Below are 20511 nucleotides of genomic sequence, written 5' to 3' on the forward strand. Positions count from 1 at the left end.
GACGCGTCATTCCAGGGGCTCGGTGAGGGTCGGGGAACCTAGAGCCGGAGCCCGGAACAGCCCACAGGGGAAGGGGAGTTGGTGCTGCGGAATCGGGGGGCGGCCGGATTCTCCGACGGACTCGCCGTCAGGACATCGAGGGGCAGCGCGCCCGCACGCACTGAACCGCCTGCCCTGGCCGGCGGAGGCCGGGCCGGAATTCCGTACGGCCGTACGCCTTGACGGCTTCGCCGATGAAATGCCGCGCATGGTCCGGGCTCAGCGCCTGGGCCTGCAAGTGCGCATACATATTCCTGTAGAGCAGAACGTCGGAAGCTTTCTCCAGATAGAGGTCGCTGGTGAACCTTTCCAGATACACCACGCTCACATCGTTGGCATCGGCAAATTCGAGCAGCGCGAACTGTCCCGAGACACCCGGATGCGCACCCACATCGTGAGGGAGGACCTGCAGGGTGATGTGCGGCTGGGCGCCGAGGTGGATCAGATGGTCCAGCTGTTCGCGCATGACCTCGCGGCTGCCGACGACGCGCCACAGCGCCGATTCGTCCAGTACGGCCCATAAGCGCAGCGGATTGCGCGGGGCAGCCAGCCGGCTCTGGCGCCGCAGCCGCACCTGGAGGCGCGTGGCGGCTTGTTCGGCAGTGGCGTGAGGGATCGTTCCTGCGATAACCGCCCGGGCGTAGGCGGGAGTCTGCAGCAGGCCGGGGATCACCATGGACTCGTAGGAACGGATCGCGACCGCCTCGGCCTCCAGGCCGATGTAGGCGCCGTACGGGATGTCGCCGTAGGAGTTCCACCATCCCTGCTGACCCGATTCCCTGGCCAGCTGCATCAGGTGGTCGACGCGCCGCTGGTCCTGGACTCCGTACAGCCCGCAGAGATCTCGTACGTCGCGCGCCTTGACGAGGCGGCGGCCGTTCTCCAGCAGACTGATCTTGGGCTGGGAGATCAGCAGGCGTTCCGCCACCTGCTGCGTCGTCATTCCGCTGATCTCCCGGAGCCGGCGCAGCTCCGACCCCAGTCGGCGTCGGCTGACGGTGGGATTCACATTGACGCCCACGGGTCGCTTACCTCCACTCAAAAAGAACCTTGCACTGGCGAACAGATTGCCACGGCAGGGGGTGCCCGATCCGCCTTGACTCCGTGTCGTGCACGGCGATTCACGCCGGGCGGAGAAGGGTCGGGATTCACATCACCTTCACCCGCCTGACCATATTTTCCGGTTCAAATTAACAAGAATCCGAATACCGTCTCGAGGCGATCCGGATAATCGAAAATTACCCCGAATTGACCGCATTCCGGTGCAGATTTCTGCGTAATATGCCGGGTATCGGCCGGGTCGGGCGCACGGTCCACGCTGGACCAGACCCTTCCGGCTCCGGCACCGCCCCACGCCCTGAACCTCGCGGTCGACATGATGCAGAACGGCGCTGTGCGTGTCAGCGTGATTCGAGAGGAATCCCCACCCACCCCACGCATCAAGAGGAGTCTCCGTCATGGACGGTACGCGGGACAGGCGTCAGGAGCCGGGCAAGGGCCGCGAGGCGCAGGAACACCACCGCCCCGGAGACCCCGCACAGCCCCAGCCGGGCAAGCAGTCCCGTGAGAAGGGACAGCAGCCCGGCCGGAAGGAGCCCTCGCGCCGCCTCGAGGACGACCTGCTGCGCGAAGAGGACCTGCACGACGAGGGGCTCTGACCGGCGCACCAGCCGGCCACCCGGCCGCGCCGCAGCTGAGGATCCGGGGTCAGCCCGACGCGTCGGCGCCGCCGTCCTCGGGTTCGTGTGTGGTGGCGACGAGGATCTGGGCGGCCTGCGTGATGTTGTCGGCGCGGACGGCGCGGGCCATCGCTTCACGGGCGGCGTCGGCGGTGGTGTCCGGGGGAACCACCAGCAGCGCGAAGTGGTCGCTGTCGCCACGGGTGATGAGGACGGTGTCGTCGCCGACCGGGTCGGAGTCGAGGTGCACGACCCGGTCGTCGATGACCAGGCGGGGCGGGAGGTCGTTCCAGGCGGACGCGTCCACACCCACGCGGGTGATCGGGCCGAGATGCCCGGCCAGCACGCTGATCAGCGCGGGCAGCTCGGCCGCGATGTCGCGGGTGCGCGGCCACCACGCACCGTCCAGGAGCCCCTCCCGGGACCGCGTGGTCTCCAGCCGCAGCAGGGCCGTCCCGGGCCGGATCGCCTGGTGGATCTCACTCGGCAGGAGAAGTGGGGGCGTCCGGGGGGTGCGGGGGATGCCGGAGTCAGCCATGTGGGTTCGCCCGTCTACGGGGTGCGGCCGTGCTGCGTCGCAGGTCGGCACCGGTGCGTGCCGGTCGGGCGACGGGCTGGGCCTGTCGCCCTTTCACGGTACTCCCGCCGCCCGCTCCGCCGCCGTGGGGAAATACCTGGTCACACCGGTCAGAGACCGCCGAACAGGCGTACAGTGAAAGGACCGGAAGTACTTCGCACACCGGCTTTCACGCGGGTGTCGTTTCCGGCGATCGCCTAAAAACCGGGCTGCCGACGGGCAGTCCGGGGGCAGGTCCTCTCATGACCACGACCCTCGAACGGACCGCGCCCCGCGACCTCGCCGCAGAGCTTCCGGCACGCTTGTCCCTCACCCCGAAGACCACGCTCGCCGGCCAGCTGGACGGGGCCTGGTGGCCCTACTCCCGCGACCTCGAAGCCGAGCTCCCACCGCTGGCCGCCGCCCTTGAGGAACCCTGGGGCCGCGTCACCCGCGTCACCGTGAACCCCACCCGCTGGCCCGTCGTCCCGCACACGGTGCCCATGGGCGGGCGCCTGCTGCACGTGGGCTGGTTCACCGAACAGGACCCCGACAAGCTGATCCTGCTCTCCTACACCGTCGGCCGCTGGGACCTGCTGGTCATCCCGCCCGAGACCGACGCCGCGAGCGCGGCCCGGCTGATGGCCGCCGCCGCGATCCCGGGCAGCTCCCTCACCGCAGGCGTCCTCATGGCCAACGAAACCGTCATCGGGCGCGGCATGCGCGACGCCCGCCGCCGGGAAGCCACCTGGGAGAGCGAAGGCGGGGCCTGCATGTCCCCCTTCGGGAACCGGATGGACCGAAGCACCCTGCCGCTGCCCGGCGACGGCTGGAGGTGAGCTCCGTGGAGACCTTCATCCTCATCGCGGTGACCATCCTCGCGATCGGCATCGGAATGCGCCTGATCCACCTGCTGAACGCGCAGCACGACGCGCGCATCGAGGCCTACCACTTCAGCGACCCCCTGCCGAGACCTCCTGGCCTGCCGGACGACACCGGTCGTCGAGCCCACCACACGGATGCCGGCCGGTGAGGAACGGAACTTCCTCCGACCGGGGGCAGCGGTCGGGGCGCCACGGCGCCCCGGTCCGCCGGCTTCGCCCGGTCCTGGCCGGCCACCAGCAGGACCCCCGTAGACGCCGGCGCCCACTCCGACGAGATCTGAGAAGCCCCGACGGGCCCGGAGACCACCACTCACCCGAAAGGCCGCGGTCATGGCCACACTGCGCGAACGCAAGACCTACCGCGACCAGGTGCTCCGGGTCCTGTACGAAGCCGTCGAAGGCAACCGCCTCCTCGGCATCACCGGAGCGCAGCTGCGGCGCGACCTCCACGTGCCGGAACAGGACCTGGCCGCCGCCTGCACCTACCTGGCGGGCGAAGGCCTGATCACCGTCGACTGGGAACCGGGCAACACCCCCTCGATGGTCACCCTCACCCACGAGGGAATCCGCCGCATGGAGGCCGAGGAGGAACAGCACGGCTGAATCCCCCTGCGCACGTGAGGCGGGTCCGGCGTTCAGGCTCCGGGGACGACGAGGCCTGACTCGTACGCCAGGATCACGAGCTGCGCGCGGTCGCGTATCCCCAACTTGCCCATGATCCGGCTCACATGGGTCTTCGCCGTGAGGGGGCTCAGGGCCAGTGCGTCGGCGATCTCGGTGTTGTTGAGGCCCCGGGCCACGAGGGTGAGCACTTCCCGTTCCCGTGCGGAGAGCGGGTCGAGGGCGGCGGGGGCCGGGGTGGAGGTGGGGGTGCGCAGGACGCGGGCGATCAGTCGGGCCGTCGGGCCCGGGGAGAGGAGCGACTCGCCGCCGGCCACCGTACGGATGGCGGCCAGGAGTTCGGCCGGTCTGGTGTCCTTCACGAGGAAGCCGGAGGCCCCGGAGCGCAGCGCTTCGACGATGTTCTCGTCGGTGTCGTACGTCGTCAGGACCAGGACCTTCACCCCGGCCAGGTCTTCGGTGGAGGCGATGAGGCGGGTCGCCTCGATGCCGTCGGTGCCCGGCATCCGGATGTCCATGACGACCACGTCGGCCCGCTCGGAGTGGGCGAGTTCCACGGCTGCCCGCCCGTTGCCCGCCTGTCCGACGACTTCCATGTCCGGGGCCGAGTCGATGAGCATCGCGAAGGCCGCCCGGACGAGTGTCTGGTCGTCTGCGAGGAGGACGCGGATCAGGGGTGGTGTGGTCACGCGGATGCCTCCGGGGGGCGGGGTGGGAGCGGAAGGTTTGCCGCGACCTCGAAGCCGCCGCCCGAGCGGGGGCCCGTCCGCACGGTGCCGCCTACGCTGCGGGCCCGCTCGCCCATGCCGACGATGCCGAATCCCGCAGTGGTGGAGTCCGCGACAGGGCCTCGGCCGTCGTCGCTGACGGTGACCCGGAGGGTTCCGTCGGCCTCCGCCACCCGGACCCGGACGGTGGTGCCGGGGCCCGCGTGGCGGACCGCGTTGGTCAGCGACTCCTGGACGATCCGATAGGCGGCGGCCCCCACGGCCGCCGGGACGTGGACCCCGTCGGTGTCCAGGGTCAGTTCCGCTTCGGCCGCACGGACCAGATCGGGCAGCCCGGCGAGGTCCGGCAGCGGCCCGCGCTCGTCGGCGCGGAGCACGGTCAAGGTGGTACGGAGCTCCGCGCGCGCCTCGCGGCAGGTGTCGGCGATGGAGTCCAGCGCCTCGGCGACCGCCGCCCGGTCGAGCCGGTCCGGGTCGACGGCGAGGACGTGGGCGGCGACCGAGGTGCGGACACCGATCAGCGTGATGCTGTGGGCCAGCAGGTCGTGCAGGTCGCGGGCGATGCGCAGACGCTCCTCCGCGATCTTCCGGTCGGCGTCCTGTCCGGCCCGGGCGCGCTCCTCGGCCAGGTACCTGCGGTAGTTGCGGACGGCGACGCCGAGCACGAGGGCCGCCACCAGCCAGCCGGAGGTGCGCAGGACGTCCAGGACACGGTGGACGCCGTTGGACGACATGGCGGTCACCGCGAAGCCCACGACGCACACGCCGACCGTCACCGTCCGGCGGACGGTGCCGGTGACGGCCACGGTGTACAGGGCGATCAGTCCGGCCGGCAGGGGGGCGGCGTGGGCGTTGCCGAGCAGTTGGTACGGGGCGATGCAGGCGACGACCGCCATCAGCACCCCGACCGGGTGGCGCCGCCGCGCTGCCAGGAGCAGGGCGCAGCAGACGAGCAGCGTCCAGCCCAGCGCGTCCGGCCGCAGCGCGGTGTCGGCGTACGCCACCGCCGCGGAGAGCGCTGCGACACCGGCCGCGAGCACCGCGTCGTTGCGCGTCGGGTGCGCGGCCGCCAGGGGGTCCTGGTGCAGTGCGCGCAGTACGCGCTCGGCCCCGCTCCGCGGTTCGGTCACCTCTGCCACCCGGACATCGTCGCTCTCATCGCCGGTCGCCGACCAGTGCCAACTCCGGACCGGCGACGGGCGTCGGGGTGCCGGAAGGCCTGCCCGGCCACCACACCCTGCGGCCGAGCAGCACACTGGCGCTGGTCACCAGGTACGTGCGGACGAGGAAGGTGTCCAGGATCACCCCGACCGCGACGACCGTGCCCATCTCCACGAACATCACCAGCGGCAGCGAGGCGAGCACCGCGAAGGTCGCCGCCAGGACGATCCCGGCCGAGGCGATCACTGCGCCGGTGGTGCGGAGCGCGGTCAGCGCGGCTTGTGCCGGCTCGGCGCCGCCGCGGGTCTCCTCGCGGGTGCGGTGCATCAGGAAGATGCCGTAGTCGACGCCGAGGGCGACCAGGAAGACGAAGGTCAGCAGCGGCAGCCCCGGGTCGACGCCGCTGAAGCCGAACACCGGGCCGAAGACCAGGCCGCCGATGCCCAGCGCCGCGCCCCACACCAGCACGACGGCGGCGACCAGGAGCAGCGGGGCGACCAGGCTGCGCAGCAACAGGACGAGGACGAGCAGCACCGCGGCGAGGACGAGGGGGATGACGATCAGGCGGTCGTGGGAGTTGGTGGCGGCCAGGTCGAGTTGCCGGGCGCTCGCGCCGCCCACGTGCGCGCCGTCGAGTTCGGCCCGCAGCCGTCCGATGGCGGCGGTCTCCGCCGCGGACTCCGGGGCGGACTCGGCGGTGACGGCGATCTCGGTCCAGCCGCCGCCGCTGCGGCCCCGTTCGGCGCTCGCGACGCCTTCGACGGACCTGGCTGCGGCGAGGATCCGGTCGGCGGCCCCGGTGGGCGCCATGACCTCGATGGGCCGGCTGCTGCGGTCCGGGAAGGCCGTGGCCAGGGTTCCCATGGCGGCGATCGACTCGGGCTTGCTGGTGAAGCTGTCCTCCCGCTTGAGCGCCCCGGGCAGGTTGAGCACGCCGAGCGCCAGCGCGCCCAGCAGCACGACTCCTGTCACGAGGACGGCGACCGGCCGCCTGCCCGCCGAACTCCCCATCGCGGCGAAGACGTTCGGTCCGCGGCGCCGCTTGGGTTCGCTGCCGTACGCGGGGATCAGCGGCCAGAACACCCGCCGTCCGAGCAGCACCAGGACCGCCGGCAGCAGCGTCATCATCGCGATCAGCGCGCACAGCACGCCCACCGCTGCGACCGGGCCGAGGCCGCGGATGTTGTTGAGGTCGGCGGCGAGCAGACAGGCCAGCCCGGCCACGACGGTCCCGCAGGAGGCCAGCACGGCCGGCCCGCAACCGCGCAGCGCGGTGCGCATCGCGTCGTACGGATGCGGGGTGCGGCGCAGTTCGTCGCGGTAGCGGGCGACGAGCAGCAGTGCGTAGTCGGTGCCGGCGCCGAACACCAGGACCGTCATGATCCCGGCGCTCTGGCTGGTCACGGTGATGCCGAAGCCGGAGGCGAGACCGTACACGGCGGCCCGCGCGCAGACGGCCGCCGCCCCGACCACCAGCAGCGGCACCAGCCAGAGCACCGGGCTGCGGTAGGTGAGGATCAGGAGCAGGGCCACCACCAGCCCGGTCGCCAGCATCAGCGTCCCGTCGATGGAGCCGAACACCTCCTTGGCATCGGCTTCGACGGCGCCGTCGCCGCCGACCTGCACGGTCAGCCCGTCGGCGCCGCGCGCGTGGGCCCGTACGTCCTTCACGAAGGCCTTCTTCGCGGTGTCGTCCGTGCCGGGCGCGGCCGTGGACACCGCGTACATGAGGGTGGTGCCGTCCGCGGACGGAACGCCGGGTCCTCGGAGGGTCGCGCCGAAGTCCCGGGGATCCTTCGACGCGGCCAGCAGGGCGGGGGACTTGGCGGGCCCGGTGTCCGTGGTGCCCGCCGGGACCGTGACCGCCGCGATCTGCCGTCCGGCGGTGTCCCGGTCGGCGGCGGTCAGCCCGCCGTCGCGGTGGTAGACGAGCAGCACGCTGGTCACCTCACCGCCGGGCAGCTGCTCCTGGAGCCCGGCCACCTGCGTCGAGCCGGCGCCCGACGGCAGGTAGTCGGCCGTCCGGTCCCGCTGTACGTCCGCGAGCCCGCCCGCGAACGACCCGGCGACGGCGATCACGATCGCCCACAGTGCCAGTACGCCCCACGGAACCACCTTGCGGTGTCTGCCTGTTCGCGCTGTCTGCCCCATCTCGGGCCCCTCCGCATGGACTCGGCCCGGTGGCCCTGATGGCCTGCCCGGTCGCATCCAGCGTCCCGTCTCCTACGCACCGTTCCCTCGGGCCGGCGCAGGAGATCGCCCCTACTCCCCCGGGAGTCCCGGACCTGCCCGTACTCCCCCGGGAGTAACGCGGCGGGCCGGCGGTCAGCAGCCGCCCGACGGAGCGGGAGCACCGACGCCGATCCGCAGGGTGGCCGGTGCGGGGGTGGCGCAGCAGCCACCGGCCCCCTCCTCGGCGGCCTCGGGCTGGTCGAAGAGGCCGGCGCCGCCGCAGACGCCGGTTTCGGGGAGGACGAGTTCGACGCGTCCGGCGGCTTCGTGGTCGCCTGCCAGGGCGGCGGCGACGGAGCGGACCTGCTCGTAGCCGGTGAGGGCGAGGAAGGTGGGGGCGCGGCCGTAGGACTTCATGCCGACGAGGTAGACGTCCTGTTCGGGGTGGGAGAGTTCCTTCACGCCGTGGGGATAGACGGTGCCGCAGGAGTGGACGTTCGGGTCGATGAGCGGGGCGAGGGCGGCCGGGGCCTGGAGGCGCTCGTCGAGCGCGAGGCGCAGCTCGGAGACGAAGGAGAGGTCCGGGCGGAAGCCGGTGAGGACGATGACCTCGTCGACCGGGTCGAGGCGGCGGCCGTCGTCCGCGACGAGGACCAGGCGGTCGCCGTCACGTTCGACGGCGGTGGTGCGGAAGCCGGTGGCGGCGGTGGCGCGGCCGGCCTCGACGGCGGCCTTGGCGCGCAGGCCCAGGGCGCCGCGGGCGGGGAGCTGGTCGGCGGCGCCGCCGCCGAAGGTGTCGCCGCCGATCCCGCGCCGCAGGATCCACACGGCGTGGGTGGCGGGGGCCTCCTCGGCGAGGTCGGCGAGGAGGGCCAGGGCCGTGAAGGCGGAGGCTCCGGCGCCGACGACGGCGGTGCGCCTGCCCGCGTACCGGGCCCGTACGGCCGGGTCGGTGAGGTCGGGGACGCGGTAGGAGATCCGGTCCGCGGCGGTGCGCTCGCCGAGGGCGGGGAGGCCGTCGCCGCCGAGGGGGTTCGGTGTGGTCCAGGTGCCGGAGGCGTCGATCACGGCGCGGGCCGGGATCCGCTCCTCGCGTCCGTCCGTGCACAGGATGTGGACGGTGAAGGGCTGGGCCTCGCGGTCGGCGTCGACGACCCGGTCACGGCCGGTCCGGGAGACGCCGGTGACGCGGGCCCCGTAGCGGACGCGGTCGCCGAGGGCGTCGGCGAGCGGCTGGAGGTAGCGGTCGGCCCAGTCGCCGCCGGTGGGGTAGGTCGTGCCGTCGGGGCGGGCCCAGCCGGTGGGGGCGAGGAGCTTCTCGGCGGCGGGGTCCACGACCTCCGACCAGGTCGAGAAGAGCCGTACGTGGGACCACTCGCGCACCGCCGTCGCGGCGGCCGGTCCGGCTTCCAGGACGAGGGGCTCGATGTCCCGGCCGAGGAGCTGGGCGGCTGCCGCGAGGCCGATGGGGCCGGCGCCGATGACGACGACGGGCAGGGCGGCTCTGGTGGATGCGTGGGACGGGTTCACGACGGACTCCCCTGTTGATTCGACAGATGTCGATGTCCTGGTGGCTTCAGAATCCTCCTCGTATCGACGTTCGTCAACATAGACATCTGTCGAATTACCGGGGATGATGGACGGCATGTCGACCACGAAGGCGTTGCCCCTGCTGGAGCCGGACGCCGTCGCGCCCTGCTGCCCGCCGCTGTCGGAGCGCCCGCTGACGGCCGGGGAGGCCGAGCGGACGGCCGTCATGTTCAAGGCACTGGGCGATCCGGTGCGCCTGCGGCTCTTCTCCCTGGTGGCCTCGCACGAGGGCGGGGAAGCCTGCGTGTGCGACATCTCGGACGTGGGCGTCTCGCAGCCGACCGTCTCGCACCACCTGAAGAAGCTGAAGGACGCCGGCCTGCTCTCCTCCGAGCGGCGCGGGACCTGGGTGTACTACCGGGTGGAGCCCGCCGTGCTCGCCGCCATGGGCGCCCTCCTGACCCGGGCCGGCTCGGCCGGGGCCTGAGCCCCCGCGGTGAGCCTCCACGGCGGGCCGCCCGGGCGGCTCAGGCGGACGCGGGTGCCTCGGTGCGCGTGAAGACGACCGCCACCAGGGCCAGGCCCACGACCGCGCCGAGGGCCTGCACGGCGACGAAGCCCGGCACCGAGCCGGGCGCTATGCCGGCGAAGGTGTCGGTGAAGGCACGGCCGATCGTCACGGCCGGGTTGGCGAACGAGGTGGACGAGGTGAACCAGTAGGCGGCGCCGATGTACGAGGCGACCGCGACGGGCGCGAACCGGAGCCGGTCGGTGCGGGCCAGGCCGAAGATCAGCAGGACCAGTCCGGCGGTCGCGACCACCTCGCCGAGCAGCAGGTTCCCCGCCGAGCGGTCGTGCGTGGACCACTTGACCAGCGGTTCGCCGAACATCGCGTCGGCCAGGACCGCGCCCCCGATCGCCCCGGCCGTCTGCGCGGACACGTACGCCGCCACGTCACGCGCCGTGGGCCCGGACCCGGACCGGCGGGAGGTCCACCACTCGGCCGCCGTCACCACGGGGTTGAAGTGCGCTCCCGAGACGGGGCCGAGGAGCACGATCAGCACGCCGAGACCGAGGACGGTGGCGGTGGAGTTGGCCAGCAGCTGGAGCGCCACGTCCTGGGTGAGGGCGGTGGCCTGGATGCCGGAGCCGACCACGACCGCCACCAGTGCGGCCGTGCCCACGCATTCGGCCGCGGCGCGGGCCGCCAGCGGTGAGCGGGCGGGGACGGGGACGGGGGTGGGGACGGCGGTGGCCGCGGGGACGGTCGGGGACACGGAGGAGCTCCTGGAGGAGAGGGGCGGCGCGGGGGTCAGCAGGAACGCCTGCGGCCCGTCTCGGAGGTCTCGCGGGCGGCCTCGGCCAGGTCGGCGAACCGGCCGGCGAGGGATGCCATGACCTCCGGGCGCAGGCGGTAGTACGTGAACCGGCCGCACGGCTCGGTGTCCACGATCCCGGCCTCCCGCAGCACCTTGAGGTGGTTGGAGAGGTTGGTCTGCCGGGCCCCCGTCTCCGCCACGAGATGGGTGGTGCAGAGCGTCTCGTGGGCGAGCAGGTTCACGATCCGGAGCCTGAGCGGGTCCGACAGCACGTGGATCAGATCAGTGCCGGCTGACGTCATCATGGGCTGATACTTTCACATCAGCGGAGGCTGATACGACAGTCCAGCCGACGCCGCATCGCCCCGCTCCGCCCCGCCCCGCCCCTGCCGCGAGAAGAGACCCGCCGTGACCGACAAGCCGTCCGTCCTGTTCGTCTGCGTCCACAACGCCGGCCGCTCGCAGATGGCCGCCGCCTGGCTGACCCACCTCGCCGGCGACCGCGTCGAGGTCCGCTCCGCCGGCTCGGCCCCGGCCGGGTCGGTGAACCCGGCCGCGGTCGAGGCCATGCGCGAGGTCGGCATCGACATGTCCGCCGCGACCCCCCGCATCCTCACCGTCGACGCGGTGCGGGCCTCCGACGTGTGCATCACCATGGGCTGCGGCGACGCCTGCCCGGTCTTCCCGGGCAAGCGCTACCTCGACTGGAAGCTCGAGGACCCGGCCGGGCAGGGCGTCGAGGCCGTCCGCCCCATCCGTGACGAGATCAAGCGGCTCGTCGAGGGCTTGATCGCGGACATCGCGCCCGCGCCCTCCGCATAGGGCACACAACCGATCGTCCGGGCCGGGAGCGCCCGTGAGCCGGCCTGGCCCTCCTGGCCCTCCCGGCCCGGTCCGTCAGGGCTTGATGTTCTGGTTCAGGTGGAACAGGTTGCCCGGGTCGTACGCGCGCTTGATCTCGACGAGGCGGTCGTAGTTGGTCTTGTAGTTGGCCCTGATCCGGCTCTGGTCGTCGTCGGCCATGAAGTTGATGTACCCGCCCTCCTCCGAGTGCGGGGCGGTCGCCGCGTAGTAGTCGCGGACCCATGCGGTGTTGGCCTCGTTGGCGGCGGGGTCGGGCCACATTCCGGCGATGACGGTGGCGAACGAGGCGTCCCGGTAGGCGAAGGCCGTGGCGTCCGGTGCGACCCGGTGGCAGGCGCCGTTGATGGGGTAGATGTGCATCGTCGAGTTCACGGCCGGCAGCCGCGGCCCGTACTCCCGGTGCGCCGCGATCGCCGCGTCACTGAGCTCGGTCACGAAGTTGGCCTTCCAGTAGTGCTGGAGACCGGGCGGTACGAGTGCGTCGAAGGCGCTGTTCAGCGCGGGATAGGGCATGGGCCCGACGTGTTCGGCCACGACGGGCGCGAAGTCGCGGAACGCCTGGACGGCGCCCGGTCCCTCCTCCAGCGGCCCCGCCCAGCACGCCACGATCAGGACGAACGGGTCGCCGTGCCGGTCCTCCGGGATGAACGGCAGCGGCGGGGCCAGCTGGAAGGCCGGGAACCCGCCGAGTTGCTCCGGCGCGTCGGCGATGTACTCGCTGAAGGAGCGCAGGACGGTGGCGGCGTCGTCCAGTTCGAAGAGCATCGGCCCGCCGTAGATGTCCTTGACGGGGGCGAGCTTGAACTCGAAGGAGGTCACCGCGCCGAAGTTGCCGCCGCCGCCGCGCAGGGCCCAGAAGAGGTCGGCGTTCTCCTCCTCGCTCGCGACGAGCAGGCGGCCGTCCGCGGTCACCACATCGGCGGAGATCAGGTTGTCGCAGCTCAGGCCCAGTCCGCGGGCCAGATAGCCGATGCCGCCGCCGAGGGTGAGCCCGCCGACACCGGTGGTCGAGATGATGCCCCCGGTCGTGGCGAGACCGAAGGCGTGCGTGGCCGCGTTGAAGTCGCCCCAGGTCGCGCCGCCTTCGGCGCGGGCCGTCCGGCGCGCGGCGTCGACGCGCACGCCGCGCATCCCGGACAGGTCGGCGACGACGCCGCCGTCGCAGGTGCCGAAGCCGGGCACGCTGTGCCCGCCGCCCCGCACCGCCAGGTCGAGCCCGTTCTCGCGCGCGAAGCCGACCGCGGCCATGACGTCGCCCGCGTTCGCGCAGCGCACGACGGCGGCCGGCCGCCTGTCGATCATGGCGTTGTTGACCTTGCGTGCCTCGTCGTAGGCCTCGTCGTCCGGTGTGACGACCGCACCGCGGACACCTTCGCGCAACTGGTCGATCGAGAGCTTGCCCATGGTCATCGCTCCTCGGGCCCGCGCCCCACCGCGCGCCCTGCCGCTGAGCCCCCGCCCCTTTCACGCTACGCCGATGGCGCGAAGCCTCAACCGGAGACCGTCCGGGGGTCCGCCGGCGGTCTCCGGCGCGCACGGCGTCGACCGGCCGCCCCTCAGGCGACGGGCGCCGGGGTGTGGGTGCCGGTGGCGCCCCGGGTGAGGGCCCGGTGGGCCCGGGCGAGGCGGCGGACCGCCTCGGCCAGCCGGTCCGGCGGGAGGGTGTACGGGAGCCGGACGTGGCGTTCGAACGCGCCGCCGATCCCGAAGCGCGGTCCGGCCGCGATCGTCAGCCCGTGGTCCGGTGCGATCGCCGCGAGCCGTGAGCCGACGGGATCCGGGAAGCCCGCCCAGAGCGTGACGCCGCCGGCCGGGCAGGGTGCGTGGACCTCGGGCAGGTGCTCGGCGAGGGCGTCGCGCAAGGCCGCGCGCTGGACGCGCAGTTGCTCCAGGGCGTCGGGGTGTCCGGTGCGGTGCTCGTTCAGGAGGGCGGCCGTGGCCAGCTGTTCCACGACGGGCGTACCGAGGTCCGTGGCGGGGCGGGCCTGCGCGAGGCGGGCCAGCAGGGCGGGTTCGGCGCGGATCCAGCCGATGCGCAGGCCGCCCCAGATGCTCTTGGACACCGAGCCGACGCTGATGGCGGCCGGGACGTACGCGGCGAAGGGTTCGGGCCGCTCCCCGTCCAGGGCCAGGTCGGCCAGGGTCTCGTCGACGATCGTGGGGCAGGGCAGCCTGAGCCCGCGGCGGACCTCCGCGGGCATGAACATGCCGGTCGGGTTGTGGAAGTCCGGGATCAGGTACGCCAGTCGGGCCGTACGGGCCGCCGTCAGGAGCTGCTCCGCGTCCCAGCCGGACGGGCCCAGGGCGACGGGCAGGAGCCGGGCGCGGGCTTCGGTGAACACCCTGATCGCGTGCGGATAGGTGGGGTGGTCGATCAGCACCCGGTCGCGCGGCGACAGCAGCGTGCGCGCGAGGAGGCCGAGGGCGTGCTGCGCACCGCTGGTGATCATGATGTGGTCGGGGGCGGTGGGCAGTCCCCGGCGCCGGTACCAGCCGGCGACCGCTTCGCGCAGCTCGGCGGTCCCGTACCGGTCGTACCCGTGCCGCTCGAAGTGCCGGGGCAGCTGTTCGAGGGCGGTCGCGAAGGCGGCGTGGAGGATCTCGGAGGGTGCGGGGGGCGCGGCGAACGACAGGTCGATGTCCGCCGGGTCCTGGCCGGCCCCGCGCTCGGACGGCGTGTCGTGCGGGAGCCGTACGGTCGCCCTGGCGCGCGCCCTCGTGGCGAGGTAGCCGTGCTCGACGAGGGTGCGGTACGCGGCGCCGACCGTGGTCCGGCTGGTGCCGAGCGCGGTCGCCAGGTCGCGTTCGCCCGGCAGCTCCGCCCCGAGGCACAGGCGTCCGTCCAGGACCAGCAGCCGCAGCCGGTCGGAGAGCCGCCGGTGCCCGGGCCCGGGGCCCTCCTGCCAGTCCCCCACCATGCGGGCCACCGCGTGCGCGCTGATCTTCATCCGGCCAGGCTAGGCGATCTGGCTATGGAATCGGATGCCAGACGGCACCGAGGCTGGGGTCATGCCCCCTTCCGCTCCTGCCCCTGCTCCCGCCCCCGTCGCGCCGCCCCGTATGAACGCCGTCGCCCAGCTGCGGGCGGGCCGCACCACGCGTCGCCTCCTCCAGCTCCTCGTCGGCCTGGTGGGGTACGGCGCCGCCGTCATGACGCTCGTCGAGTCCGGTCTCGGTACGGCCAGTTGGAGCGTGCTCACGGACGGCACGGCCCGGTCCCTCGGCCTCTCCTTCGGCTGGGCCACCAACCTGATCTCGCTGCTGGTGCTCCTCGCCTGGATCCCCCTGCGCGAGCTGCCGGGGCTCGGCACGCTCCTCAACGTCGCGCTCGTGGGCTTCGCCGCGGACGCCACCGCCGCCCTGCTCCCCCGCCCCGAGGGGACGGTGGCCGCGGTCGGGTACCTCCTCGTCGGCCTCGTCGCGCTGGCCTTCTTCGACGCGCTCTACCTCGGCGCGCGGTTCGGGTCGGGGCCGCGCGACGGCATCATGACCGGGCTCGTCCGCCTCACGCGCCTGCCGGTCGCGGTGGTGCGTACGGGCATCGACGTGGCCGTCGCCGGGGCCGGCTGGCTGCTGGGCGGAACCCTCGGTGTGGGGACGGTGCTCGTCGCGCTGTGCACGGGGCCGCTCGTCGGCTGGTTCCTGCCGCGCCTGACGGTCCGAGTATGAGCAGCACCGGACCGAGGGCGGCCACCGTCACCCGGCCGCCGCGGCGACGGGTTCCGCGATGCGGGCCTCGACGGCCGGTCGGGCGTGGCTGTGCGGGGGTCAGAGCGCGGGTGCGGCGCTCTCCCAGGTGAAGCCGTCCGGGTCGGTGAAGGGGCCCGCGGGGCCCGTGAAGGCGATGCGGTGGGAGCCGGTGCCTTCGACGGGGAGGCCGACGTCCTTGGCGAGGGCGCGGCGCGGGTACAGCGCGAGCGTGACGGCGTCCGGCCCGGTGGCGAACTCGACGTACTTGCCGCCGAAGCTCTTCGCCACGGCGAGGCCCTGGCCGACGTAGAACTTCTTGCTGGCGGACACCTCGTCGGCGCCCAGCAGCAGCACCAGGTGGCCGATGGCGCGGGTGGCCGGGCCGGTGTCCTTCTTCGCCGACGTGGCGACCTTGAGGACCGTCCCGTCGGGGGCCTGGACGACGCCGCTGTAGCCCCAGAAGGACTTCTTGCCGGGCTTGAGCTCGGTGGCGCCGGCGGCGAGGGCGGCGTCGAGGAAGGCGTTGACGTCGGCCGGCTGGGCCACCGTGAGCGACAGCGCGAAACCGCGGAAGCCGGCCGTCGGCTCCTGCGAGGCCCGCAGCCGCACCCGGCCGCCCAGACCGAAGGCGGTGTAGAAGGATTCGGCGGCCTCGGTGTCGGCCACTTCGAGGGTCACGGAGGCGAGGGAAGCGAGGGAGGAGGTCATGTCCTTCACGCTAGTTCCGGGTCGGCCCCGGGTGCTTCTCGATTCCTGACCGTTCCCGCGAGCCGCCGGTAGTCGGCCGGCTCCATGCCGACGAGCGCGGTGAAACGGGCCCCGAAGATGCCCGGCGACGGGCAGCCGACGGCCCGGCGGACCTCGCCGACACCGAGGTCACCGGCCCGCAGCAGGGCCGTCGCGCGCTCGACGCGGCGGGCCGTCAGGTAGGCGTACGGCGAGGCGCCGTACGCGAGCCGGAACTCCCGGCTGAGCAGACCGGGCGCCATGCCCGCGTCCCGGGCGAGCGCCTCGACGTCCAGCGGCCGCGCGTGCTCGCGGTCGATGCGGTCCCGGACGCGGCGCAGCCGGGCGAGGTCCTTCAGGTGTTGCGCCGCCAGCAGTGCGCGCCTCCACGCGGGATGGCACATGGCAGGTCCCCCTTCGTGATCGGACGGTTCAGCGGAGTTCCTGGATGCGGACCAGGTTGCCGGCGGGGTCGCGGAAGGCGCAGTCACGGACGCCGTACGGCTGCTCGGTGGGCTCCTGGACCACCTCGGCGTCGGTGGCCTGCACCTTCTCGAAGGTGGCGTCGAGGTCCTTCGTGGCGAGCAGGATCCAGCCGTAGGTGCCCTTGGCCATCATCTCGGCGATGGTGCGGCGCTCGGCGTCGCTGATGCCCGGGTCGGCGGCCGGCGGCGCCAGCAGGATCGACGTGCCCGGCTGCCCGGCGGGGCCGACGGTGATCCAGCGCATCTTTCCCTGCCCGACGTCGCTGCGCACCTCGAAGCCGAGGGCGTCGCGGTAGAAGGCCAGGGAGGCCTCCGGGTCGTCGTGCGGGAGGGCGCTCGTGTGAATGGTGAGGTCCATGCCCGTCACGGTAACTCCGGTACCGCGTACGGCGCTTCTCCGATCCTGATCCGTCCGGACACCGCGCGCACCACCGCCCGGCGCGCCCCCGCGGCCGGGGCTCCGCGTCACACGGAAGGCGCAGCCGGACGGGCGGGGACGGGGACGGGCGGGTGGAATGGGGGAGCGGCCCTTCGCCTCGTTCGCCGCCGGGAGCAGCTCATGAGTGTGCCGTCCGGGCCGTCGCCCGAGCCGTCCGGTCCGTCGGGTTCTTCCGCGCGGGTCGCCCGGATCGCGCGCGGGAGCGTGTCGGCCGTGCTGATCACGCTCGCGTGCCTGCTCGTCCCCGTGTCGCTGCTCACCGTGTGGGTGCACGACATCGTGCTGGACACCCGCCGCTACGTGGCCACGGTGGCCCCGCTCGCCTCCGACCCGGCCGTCCAGGCGGCCGCCGTCGGGCGGATCGCGCAGGCCGCCGACGTACGGGTCGACGGGCCGCAGATCACCGCGGACCTCGCGAAGTGGCTGGAGGCCCAGGGGCTGCCGCCCCGGGTCGGTACGGCCGTCAAGGCGCTCGGGCCGCAGCTGGACGAGGCCGCCGACACGGCGGTGTCGAAGGTGGCGGCCCGCTTCGTCGAGGGCGAGCGCTTCGAGACGGTCTGGACCGGCGCCAACCGCGTGGCCCACGCCTCCGTGGTGCGGGCGCTCACCGGACACGGCCGGGGGCCGATCGAGGTGGAGGGCGGCACGGTCACCCTCGACATCGGCGCCGCCGTGGAGACGGTCAAGGAGGACCTCGTGAAGGCCGGGCTGGCCCCGGCCGAGAAGATCCCCGAGGTCAACAAGCAGATGGTGCTGTTCCACTCCGACGAGCTGGGGAAGATCCGGGGCGCGGTGCACCTCCTGGACGTCGCCGGGAACTGGCTGCCGGTGTTCACGGTGCTGCTCGCGGCGGCCGGGGTGCTGCTCGCCCGGCGGCGCCGCCGGGCCCTGGTGACGACGGCGCTCTGCGCGGCCGGCGCCTGTCTGCTCGTCGCGCTCGGGCTGGTGGTCGCCCGCCACTACTACCTCGACCACCTCCCCGCCCAGGTGCAGTCCCCGGCGGCCGCCGCGGCCGTCTTCGACACCCTGGTGCACTTCCTGCGGGTCAGCCTCCGTACCGCGCTGGTCCTCGGGGTGGTCGTCGCCCTCGGCGCGTACCTCTCGGGCGCCGGACGGCTGCCGCTCGCGCTGCGCGGGAAGGCCGAGAGCGGGGCCGACGCGGCCGCCCGCTGGGGCGCGGGCCACGGGGTGCACGCCGGGGGCACCGGCCGGTGGGTGGAGGAGCACCGGCGGTGGCTGACGACCGGTGCGCTGCTGCTCGTCGCGCTGGTGTTCGCGCTGTGGAACCACCCGACGGTGCTCACGGTGCTGCTGCTCGTCCTCATCCTGCTGGCGGTGCTCGCCGTACTGGCGCTGCTCGCGGCGGGCGGCCGGGCCGACCCGGGCGCCGACCGGCGTCCTTAGCCCTGCGGGTCGGGCGGGGTGCGCAGGTGGCGGGCCGGCCAGGGCTCGTGGGCCAGTACGTAGCCGACGCACACGGCCAGGGTGATGACGACGAACAGCATGATCAGCCAGGACAGGAAGACGAAGACGGAGCCGAGGCCGCCGAACTGCTGCAGGCTCCGGTTCAGGGCGATCGGCATGTAGATCCGCGACCCCAGCGACATCAGCTCCTGCCCCACCCCGGCCATGACCGCGCCGGGCAGCAGCGGCAGCCAGGGGATCCGTGCGCCGAGCAGCAGGTGCTGCGTCCACCACCACATCAGGGTGCCGCTGACCACGGAGAGCAGGATCCCGCCGACGGGGCCCGCGCCGAAGGCGTCCTGCACCGGCCCCTGGAAGAGCAGCGCGGCCAGCCACACGCCCAGCCAGGCGACCCACCGCCACGCCGCCAGCCGGGCCTTGGCCTTGGGCAGGTGCCAGGAGCGCTCGCACATCGTCTGGAGGGCGCGGCTGCACGCGGTCGCCGAGAGCAGGGTGACCACGACGCCCACCCACCCGGTGCCCGTCTTCACCTCGCTGTCGGTGGCGGCGTACACCGCGGTGACCTGCTCCAGCGCCGCGTCCTGCAGGCCCAGGGCGGTACGCAGGGAGGAGGCGAGCTGCTCCTGGAGCCAGTCGGGGGCCAGGGCGCCGACCACGAACAGCACGGGCACCGCCCCGAGGAAGGCCTGCGCGGCCAGCCGGGTCGCGCAGTCGAGGACCCGGACGGTCCGGAGCTGGTCCAGGACCCGCCCGAGCAGCGGGGTGTGCCGCCGCATCCAGCCGGGGACGGCGAACCGGAAGGGACCGGTCTCCGGTTCAGCCACGTCGGAACTCCTCGGGGGCGCGGTCGCCGGCGGCTGCCGCCGCCCTTCCACGAGAACAATGACGGAGTCGGGCAATGTCTGGCATTTCGCCACTCGGCCGGGGGCCTCCCGTGATTCCATCGCGGCGGGGAGCCGTCACCCGCAGGACCTGGAGGAGGCCCCGTGCCCAGACCGGCCGACGTTGCGCACAGCGCGGCCTTCCACCGGGACCTGGACATCGGCCGCTTCGCCGACGACACGGGCGCGGTACGGGTCGTCGTACCGGTGCCGGGGTGGGAGCGGTACGTCCGCACCGCCGGCGACGGCCAGGACTGACCGGGCGGCGGCGGCGTGTGCGGTGTGTGCGGCGGGTCGGCGGAACTTCCCCGCGGGCGGCGTTCGTTGACCGAGTGGCCGCGACCGCCTCCGCGCGGGGCGCGCCGGCGGATCACGACACACGGGGGATGTGCACGGTGGACGAGAAGGAACTGCTCGCGCTGAGGTTCGACGAGCACCGGCCCCATCTGCGGGCGGTGGGCTACCGGATGCTGGGCTCGCTCAGCGACGCGGAGGACGCCGTCCAGGAGGCCTGGCTCAAGCTGAACCGCTCCGACGTCACCGGCGTCGAGAACCTGGGCGGCTGGCTGACCACGGTCGTCGGGCGGGTCTGCCTGGACATGCTGCGCTCACGCACCACGCGGCGCGAGGAGCCCCTGGAGCCCGAGGTCCCGGGGCAGGACGGAGCGCCGGTACGGCTGCCCGACCCGCTGGTCAGCGGCCCCGACCGGATCGATCCCGAGCAGGAGGTGCTGCTGGCGGACTCGGTCGGGATCGCGCTGATGGTGGTGATGGAGTCCCTGTCGCCCGCCGAGCGGCTCTCCTTCGTCCTGCACGACCTGTTCGCCGTGCCCTTCGAGGCCATCGCCCCGCTCGTGGACAAGACCCCGGCCGCCACCAGACAGCTCGCCAGCCGGGCCCGGCGGCGGGTCCAGGGCGGGGCGCCCGCCCCCGACACGGACCTCGCCGGTCTGCGCCGGGTGGTCGACGCCTTCCTCGCCGCCTCGCGCGGCGGGGACTTCGAGGCCCTCGTCCGCGTCCTGGACCCCGCGGTCGTGGCCCGCTCCGACGGCGGCACCCTGCTGCCCGGGGTGCTGCGGCGCGGTGCGGCGGAGGTCGCCTCCCAGGCGATCACCTTCGCCCGGTTCGCGCAGGACGCCCGCCCGGTGCTGGTCAACGGCCTGCCCGGGGTGGTCGCGCTGGCCGGGGGCAGGCCGGTGTCGGTGATGGCGTTCACCGTCCGGGGCGGTGTGATCACCTCCCTGGACATCCTCACCGACCCCGAGCGGCTCGCGGCGCTGGACCTGGGCGGCGCCCTGGGCGGGTGAGGCGG

Annotated in this window: 24 protein-coding genes; 10 read left to right on the top strand and 14 right to left on the bottom strand. The window is 73.4% G+C overall.

What is annotated here, in order from left to right; genetic code table 11:
• Positions 1 to 127: 127 nt before the first annotated feature.
• Positions 128 to 1060, bottom strand: a complete 933-nt coding sequence (locus OOK31_RS19660; RefSeq protein WP_267088580.1) for a helix-turn-helix transcriptional regulator — start codon at positions 1058 to 1060, stop codon at positions 128 to 130.
• Positions 1061 to 1496: 436 nt separating this feature from the next.
• Here OOK31_RS19660 and OOK31_RS19665 point away from each other — a divergent pair, with 436 nt between their 5' ends.
• Entirely contained in the window at positions 1497 to 1697 is a 201-nt protein-coding gene (locus OOK31_RS19665) for a hypothetical protein (protein WP_267088581.1), read from the top strand.
• A gap of 49 nt (positions 1698 to 1746) precedes the next feature.
• On the opposite strand, the gene OOK31_RS19670 is transcribed toward OOK31_RS19665, so the two are convergent.
• Positions 1747 to 2256, bottom strand: coding sequence for a DUF5994 family protein (locus OOK31_RS19670; protein ID WP_267088582.1), 510 nt, complete (start codon positions 2254 to 2256; stop codon positions 1747 to 1749).
• A gap of 281 nt (positions 2257 to 2537) precedes the next feature.
• Between OOK31_RS19670 and OOK31_RS19675 the strand changes: the two genes are divergently transcribed.
• From OOK31_RS19675 to OOK31_RS19685, 3 genes are all read left to right on the top strand, one after another.
• Entirely contained in the window at positions 2538 to 3113 is a 576-nt protein-coding gene (locus OOK31_RS19675; RefSeq protein WP_267088583.1) for a DUF5994 family protein, read from the top strand.
• 5 nt (positions 3114 to 3118) lie between these two features.
• A complete protein-coding gene (locus OOK31_RS19680) occupies positions 3119 to 3307 on the top strand; it encodes a hypothetical protein (RefSeq protein WP_267088584.1) in 189 nt (62 codons plus the stop codon).
• 181 nt (positions 3308 to 3488) lie between these two features.
• Positions 3489 to 3761, top strand: a complete 273-nt coding sequence (locus tag OOK31_RS19685; RefSeq protein ID WP_267088585.1) for a hypothetical protein — start codon at positions 3489 to 3491, stop codon at positions 3759 to 3761.
• Positions 3762 to 3793: 32 nt separating this feature from the next.
• Here OOK31_RS19685 and OOK31_RS19690 read toward each other — a convergent pair whose 3' ends face one another.
• The 4 genes from OOK31_RS19690 to OOK31_RS19705 form a co-directional block, all read right to left on the bottom strand.
• On the bottom strand, positions 3794 to 4468 hold the full coding sequence (locus tag OOK31_RS19690; protein ID WP_267088586.1) for a response regulator transcription factor: 675 nt from the start codon (positions 4466 to 4468) through the stop codon (positions 3794 to 3796).
• Entirely contained in the window at positions 4465 to 5646 is a 1182-nt protein-coding gene (locus OOK31_RS19695; protein ID WP_267088587.1) for a sensor histidine kinase, read from the bottom strand. Before OOK31_RS19695 ends, OOK31_RS19690 begins: the two co-directional genes overlap by 4 nt.
• Positions 5647 to 5662: 16 nt before the next feature.
• Positions 5663 to 7819: an MMPL family transporter gene (locus tag OOK31_RS19700; RefSeq protein WP_267088588.1), complete on the bottom strand. Its 2157-nt coding sequence runs from the start codon at positions 7817 to 7819 to the stop codon at positions 5663 to 5665.
• 174 nt (positions 7820 to 7993) lie between these two features.
• Positions 7994 to 9370: an NAD(P)-binding domain-containing protein gene (locus OOK31_RS19705; RefSeq protein ID WP_267088589.1), complete on the bottom strand. Its 1377-nt coding sequence runs from the start codon at positions 9368 to 9370 to the stop codon at positions 7994 to 7996.
• Between the two features lie 115 nt (positions 9371 to 9485).
• On the opposite strand from OOK31_RS19705, the gene OOK31_RS19710 reads away from it, so the two are divergent.
• The gene (locus OOK31_RS19710; protein ID WP_267088590.1) at positions 9486 to 9857 is read left to right on the top strand and encodes a helix-turn-helix transcriptional regulator; all 372 of its coding nucleotides are present in this window, start codon (positions 9486 to 9488) and stop codon (positions 9855 to 9857) included.
• 40 nt (positions 9858 to 9897) lie between these two features.
• On the opposite strand, the gene OOK31_RS19715 is transcribed toward OOK31_RS19710, so the two are convergent.
• Together OOK31_RS19715 and OOK31_RS19720 are read right to left on the bottom strand one after the other, a co-directional pair.
• Positions 9898 to 10647, bottom strand: a complete 750-nt coding sequence (locus OOK31_RS19715; RefSeq protein ID WP_267088591.1) for an aquaporin — start codon at positions 10645 to 10647, stop codon at positions 9898 to 9900.
• Between the two features lie 35 nt (positions 10648 to 10682).
• Entirely contained in the window at positions 10683 to 10994 is a 312-nt protein-coding gene (locus OOK31_RS19720) for a helix-turn-helix transcriptional regulator (RefSeq protein WP_267088592.1), read from the bottom strand.
• A gap of 103 nt (positions 10995 to 11097) precedes the next feature.
• Between OOK31_RS19720 and OOK31_RS19725 the strand changes: the two genes are divergently transcribed.
• Positions 11098 to 11511: an arsenate reductase ArsC gene (locus OOK31_RS19725; protein ID WP_267088593.1), complete on the top strand. Its 414-nt coding sequence runs from the start codon at positions 11098 to 11100 to the stop codon at positions 11509 to 11511.
• A gap of 75 nt (positions 11512 to 11586) precedes the next feature.
• Here the strand turns inward: OOK31_RS19725 and OOK31_RS19730 are convergent, their stop codons facing one another.
• Together OOK31_RS19730 and OOK31_RS19735 are read right to left on the bottom strand one after the other, a co-directional pair.
• Positions 11587 to 12957 carry an FAD-binding oxidoreductase gene (locus tag OOK31_RS19730; RefSeq protein ID WP_267088594.1) on the bottom strand — a complete coding sequence of 457 codons (1371 nt, stop codon included), beginning with the start codon at positions 12955 to 12957 and terminating at the stop codon, positions 11587 to 11589.
• A gap of 152 nt (positions 12958 to 13109) precedes the next feature.
• A complete protein-coding gene (locus OOK31_RS19735; protein WP_267088595.1) occupies positions 13110 to 14501 on the bottom strand; it encodes a PLP-dependent aminotransferase family protein in 1392 nt (463 codons plus the stop codon).
• Between the two features lie 61 nt (positions 14502 to 14562).
• Here OOK31_RS19735 and OOK31_RS19740 point away from each other — a divergent pair, with 61 nt between their 5' ends.
• The gene (locus OOK31_RS19740; protein WP_267088596.1) at positions 14563 to 15222 is read left to right on the top strand and encodes a YitT family protein; all 660 of its coding nucleotides are present in this window, start codon (positions 14563 to 14565) and stop codon (positions 15220 to 15222) included.
• A 99-nt stretch (positions 15223 to 15321) separates the two neighbouring features.
• Here OOK31_RS19740 and OOK31_RS19745 read toward each other — a convergent pair whose 3' ends face one another.
• Genes OOK31_RS19745 through OOK31_RS19755 form a run of 3 tightly spaced genes read right to left on the bottom strand, consistent with a single transcriptional unit; the run spans position 15322 to position 16812 of the window.
• Positions 15322 to 15951 (bottom strand): glyoxalase, encoded by a 630-nt coding sequence (locus OOK31_RS19745; protein ID WP_267088597.1) that lies wholly within the window; start codon positions 15949 to 15951, stop codon positions 15322 to 15324.
• Between the two features lie 5 nt (positions 15952 to 15956).
• A complete protein-coding gene (locus OOK31_RS19750; RefSeq protein ID WP_267088598.1) occupies positions 15957 to 16373 on the bottom strand; it encodes a helix-turn-helix transcriptional regulator in 417 nt (138 codons plus the stop codon).
• Positions 16374 to 16401: 28 nt separating this feature from the next.
• Entirely contained in the window at positions 16402 to 16812 is a 411-nt protein-coding gene (locus OOK31_RS19755) for a VOC family protein (protein WP_267088599.1), read from the bottom strand.
• Between the two features lie 294 nt (positions 16813 to 17106).
• On the opposite strand from OOK31_RS19755, the gene OOK31_RS19760 reads away from it, so the two are divergent.
• Positions 17107 to 18297, top strand: coding sequence for a hypothetical protein (locus tag OOK31_RS19760; RefSeq protein ID WP_267088600.1), 1191 nt, complete (start codon positions 17107 to 17109; stop codon positions 18295 to 18297).
• Here OOK31_RS19760 and OOK31_RS19765 read toward each other — a convergent pair.
• Positions 18294 to 19142, bottom strand: a complete 849-nt coding sequence (locus OOK31_RS19765; protein ID WP_267088601.1) for a YhjD/YihY/BrkB family envelope integrity protein — start codon at positions 19140 to 19142, stop codon at positions 18294 to 18296. The two genes, OOK31_RS19760 and OOK31_RS19765, sit on opposite strands and share 4 nt — an antisense overlap.
• 162 nt (positions 19143 to 19304) lie before the next feature.
• Between OOK31_RS19765 and OOK31_RS19770 the strand changes: the two genes are divergently transcribed.
• Entirely contained in the window at positions 19305 to 19457 is a 153-nt protein-coding gene (locus OOK31_RS19770) for a hypothetical protein (RefSeq protein ID WP_267088602.1), read from the top strand.
• Between the two features lie 137 nt (positions 19458 to 19594).
• Positions 19595 to 20506 carry a sigma-70 family RNA polymerase sigma factor gene (locus OOK31_RS19775; RefSeq protein WP_267088603.1) on the top strand — a complete coding sequence of 304 codons (912 nt, stop codon included), beginning with the start codon at positions 19595 to 19597 and terminating at the stop codon, positions 20504 to 20506.
• The last annotated feature ends 5 nt before the right edge of the window (positions 20507 to 20511 follow it).

Source organism: Streptomyces sp. NBC_00249 (genome assembly GCF_026342355.1).
Taxonomy (GTDB): Bacteria; Actinomycetota; Actinomycetes; order Streptomycetales; family Streptomycetaceae; genus Streptomyces.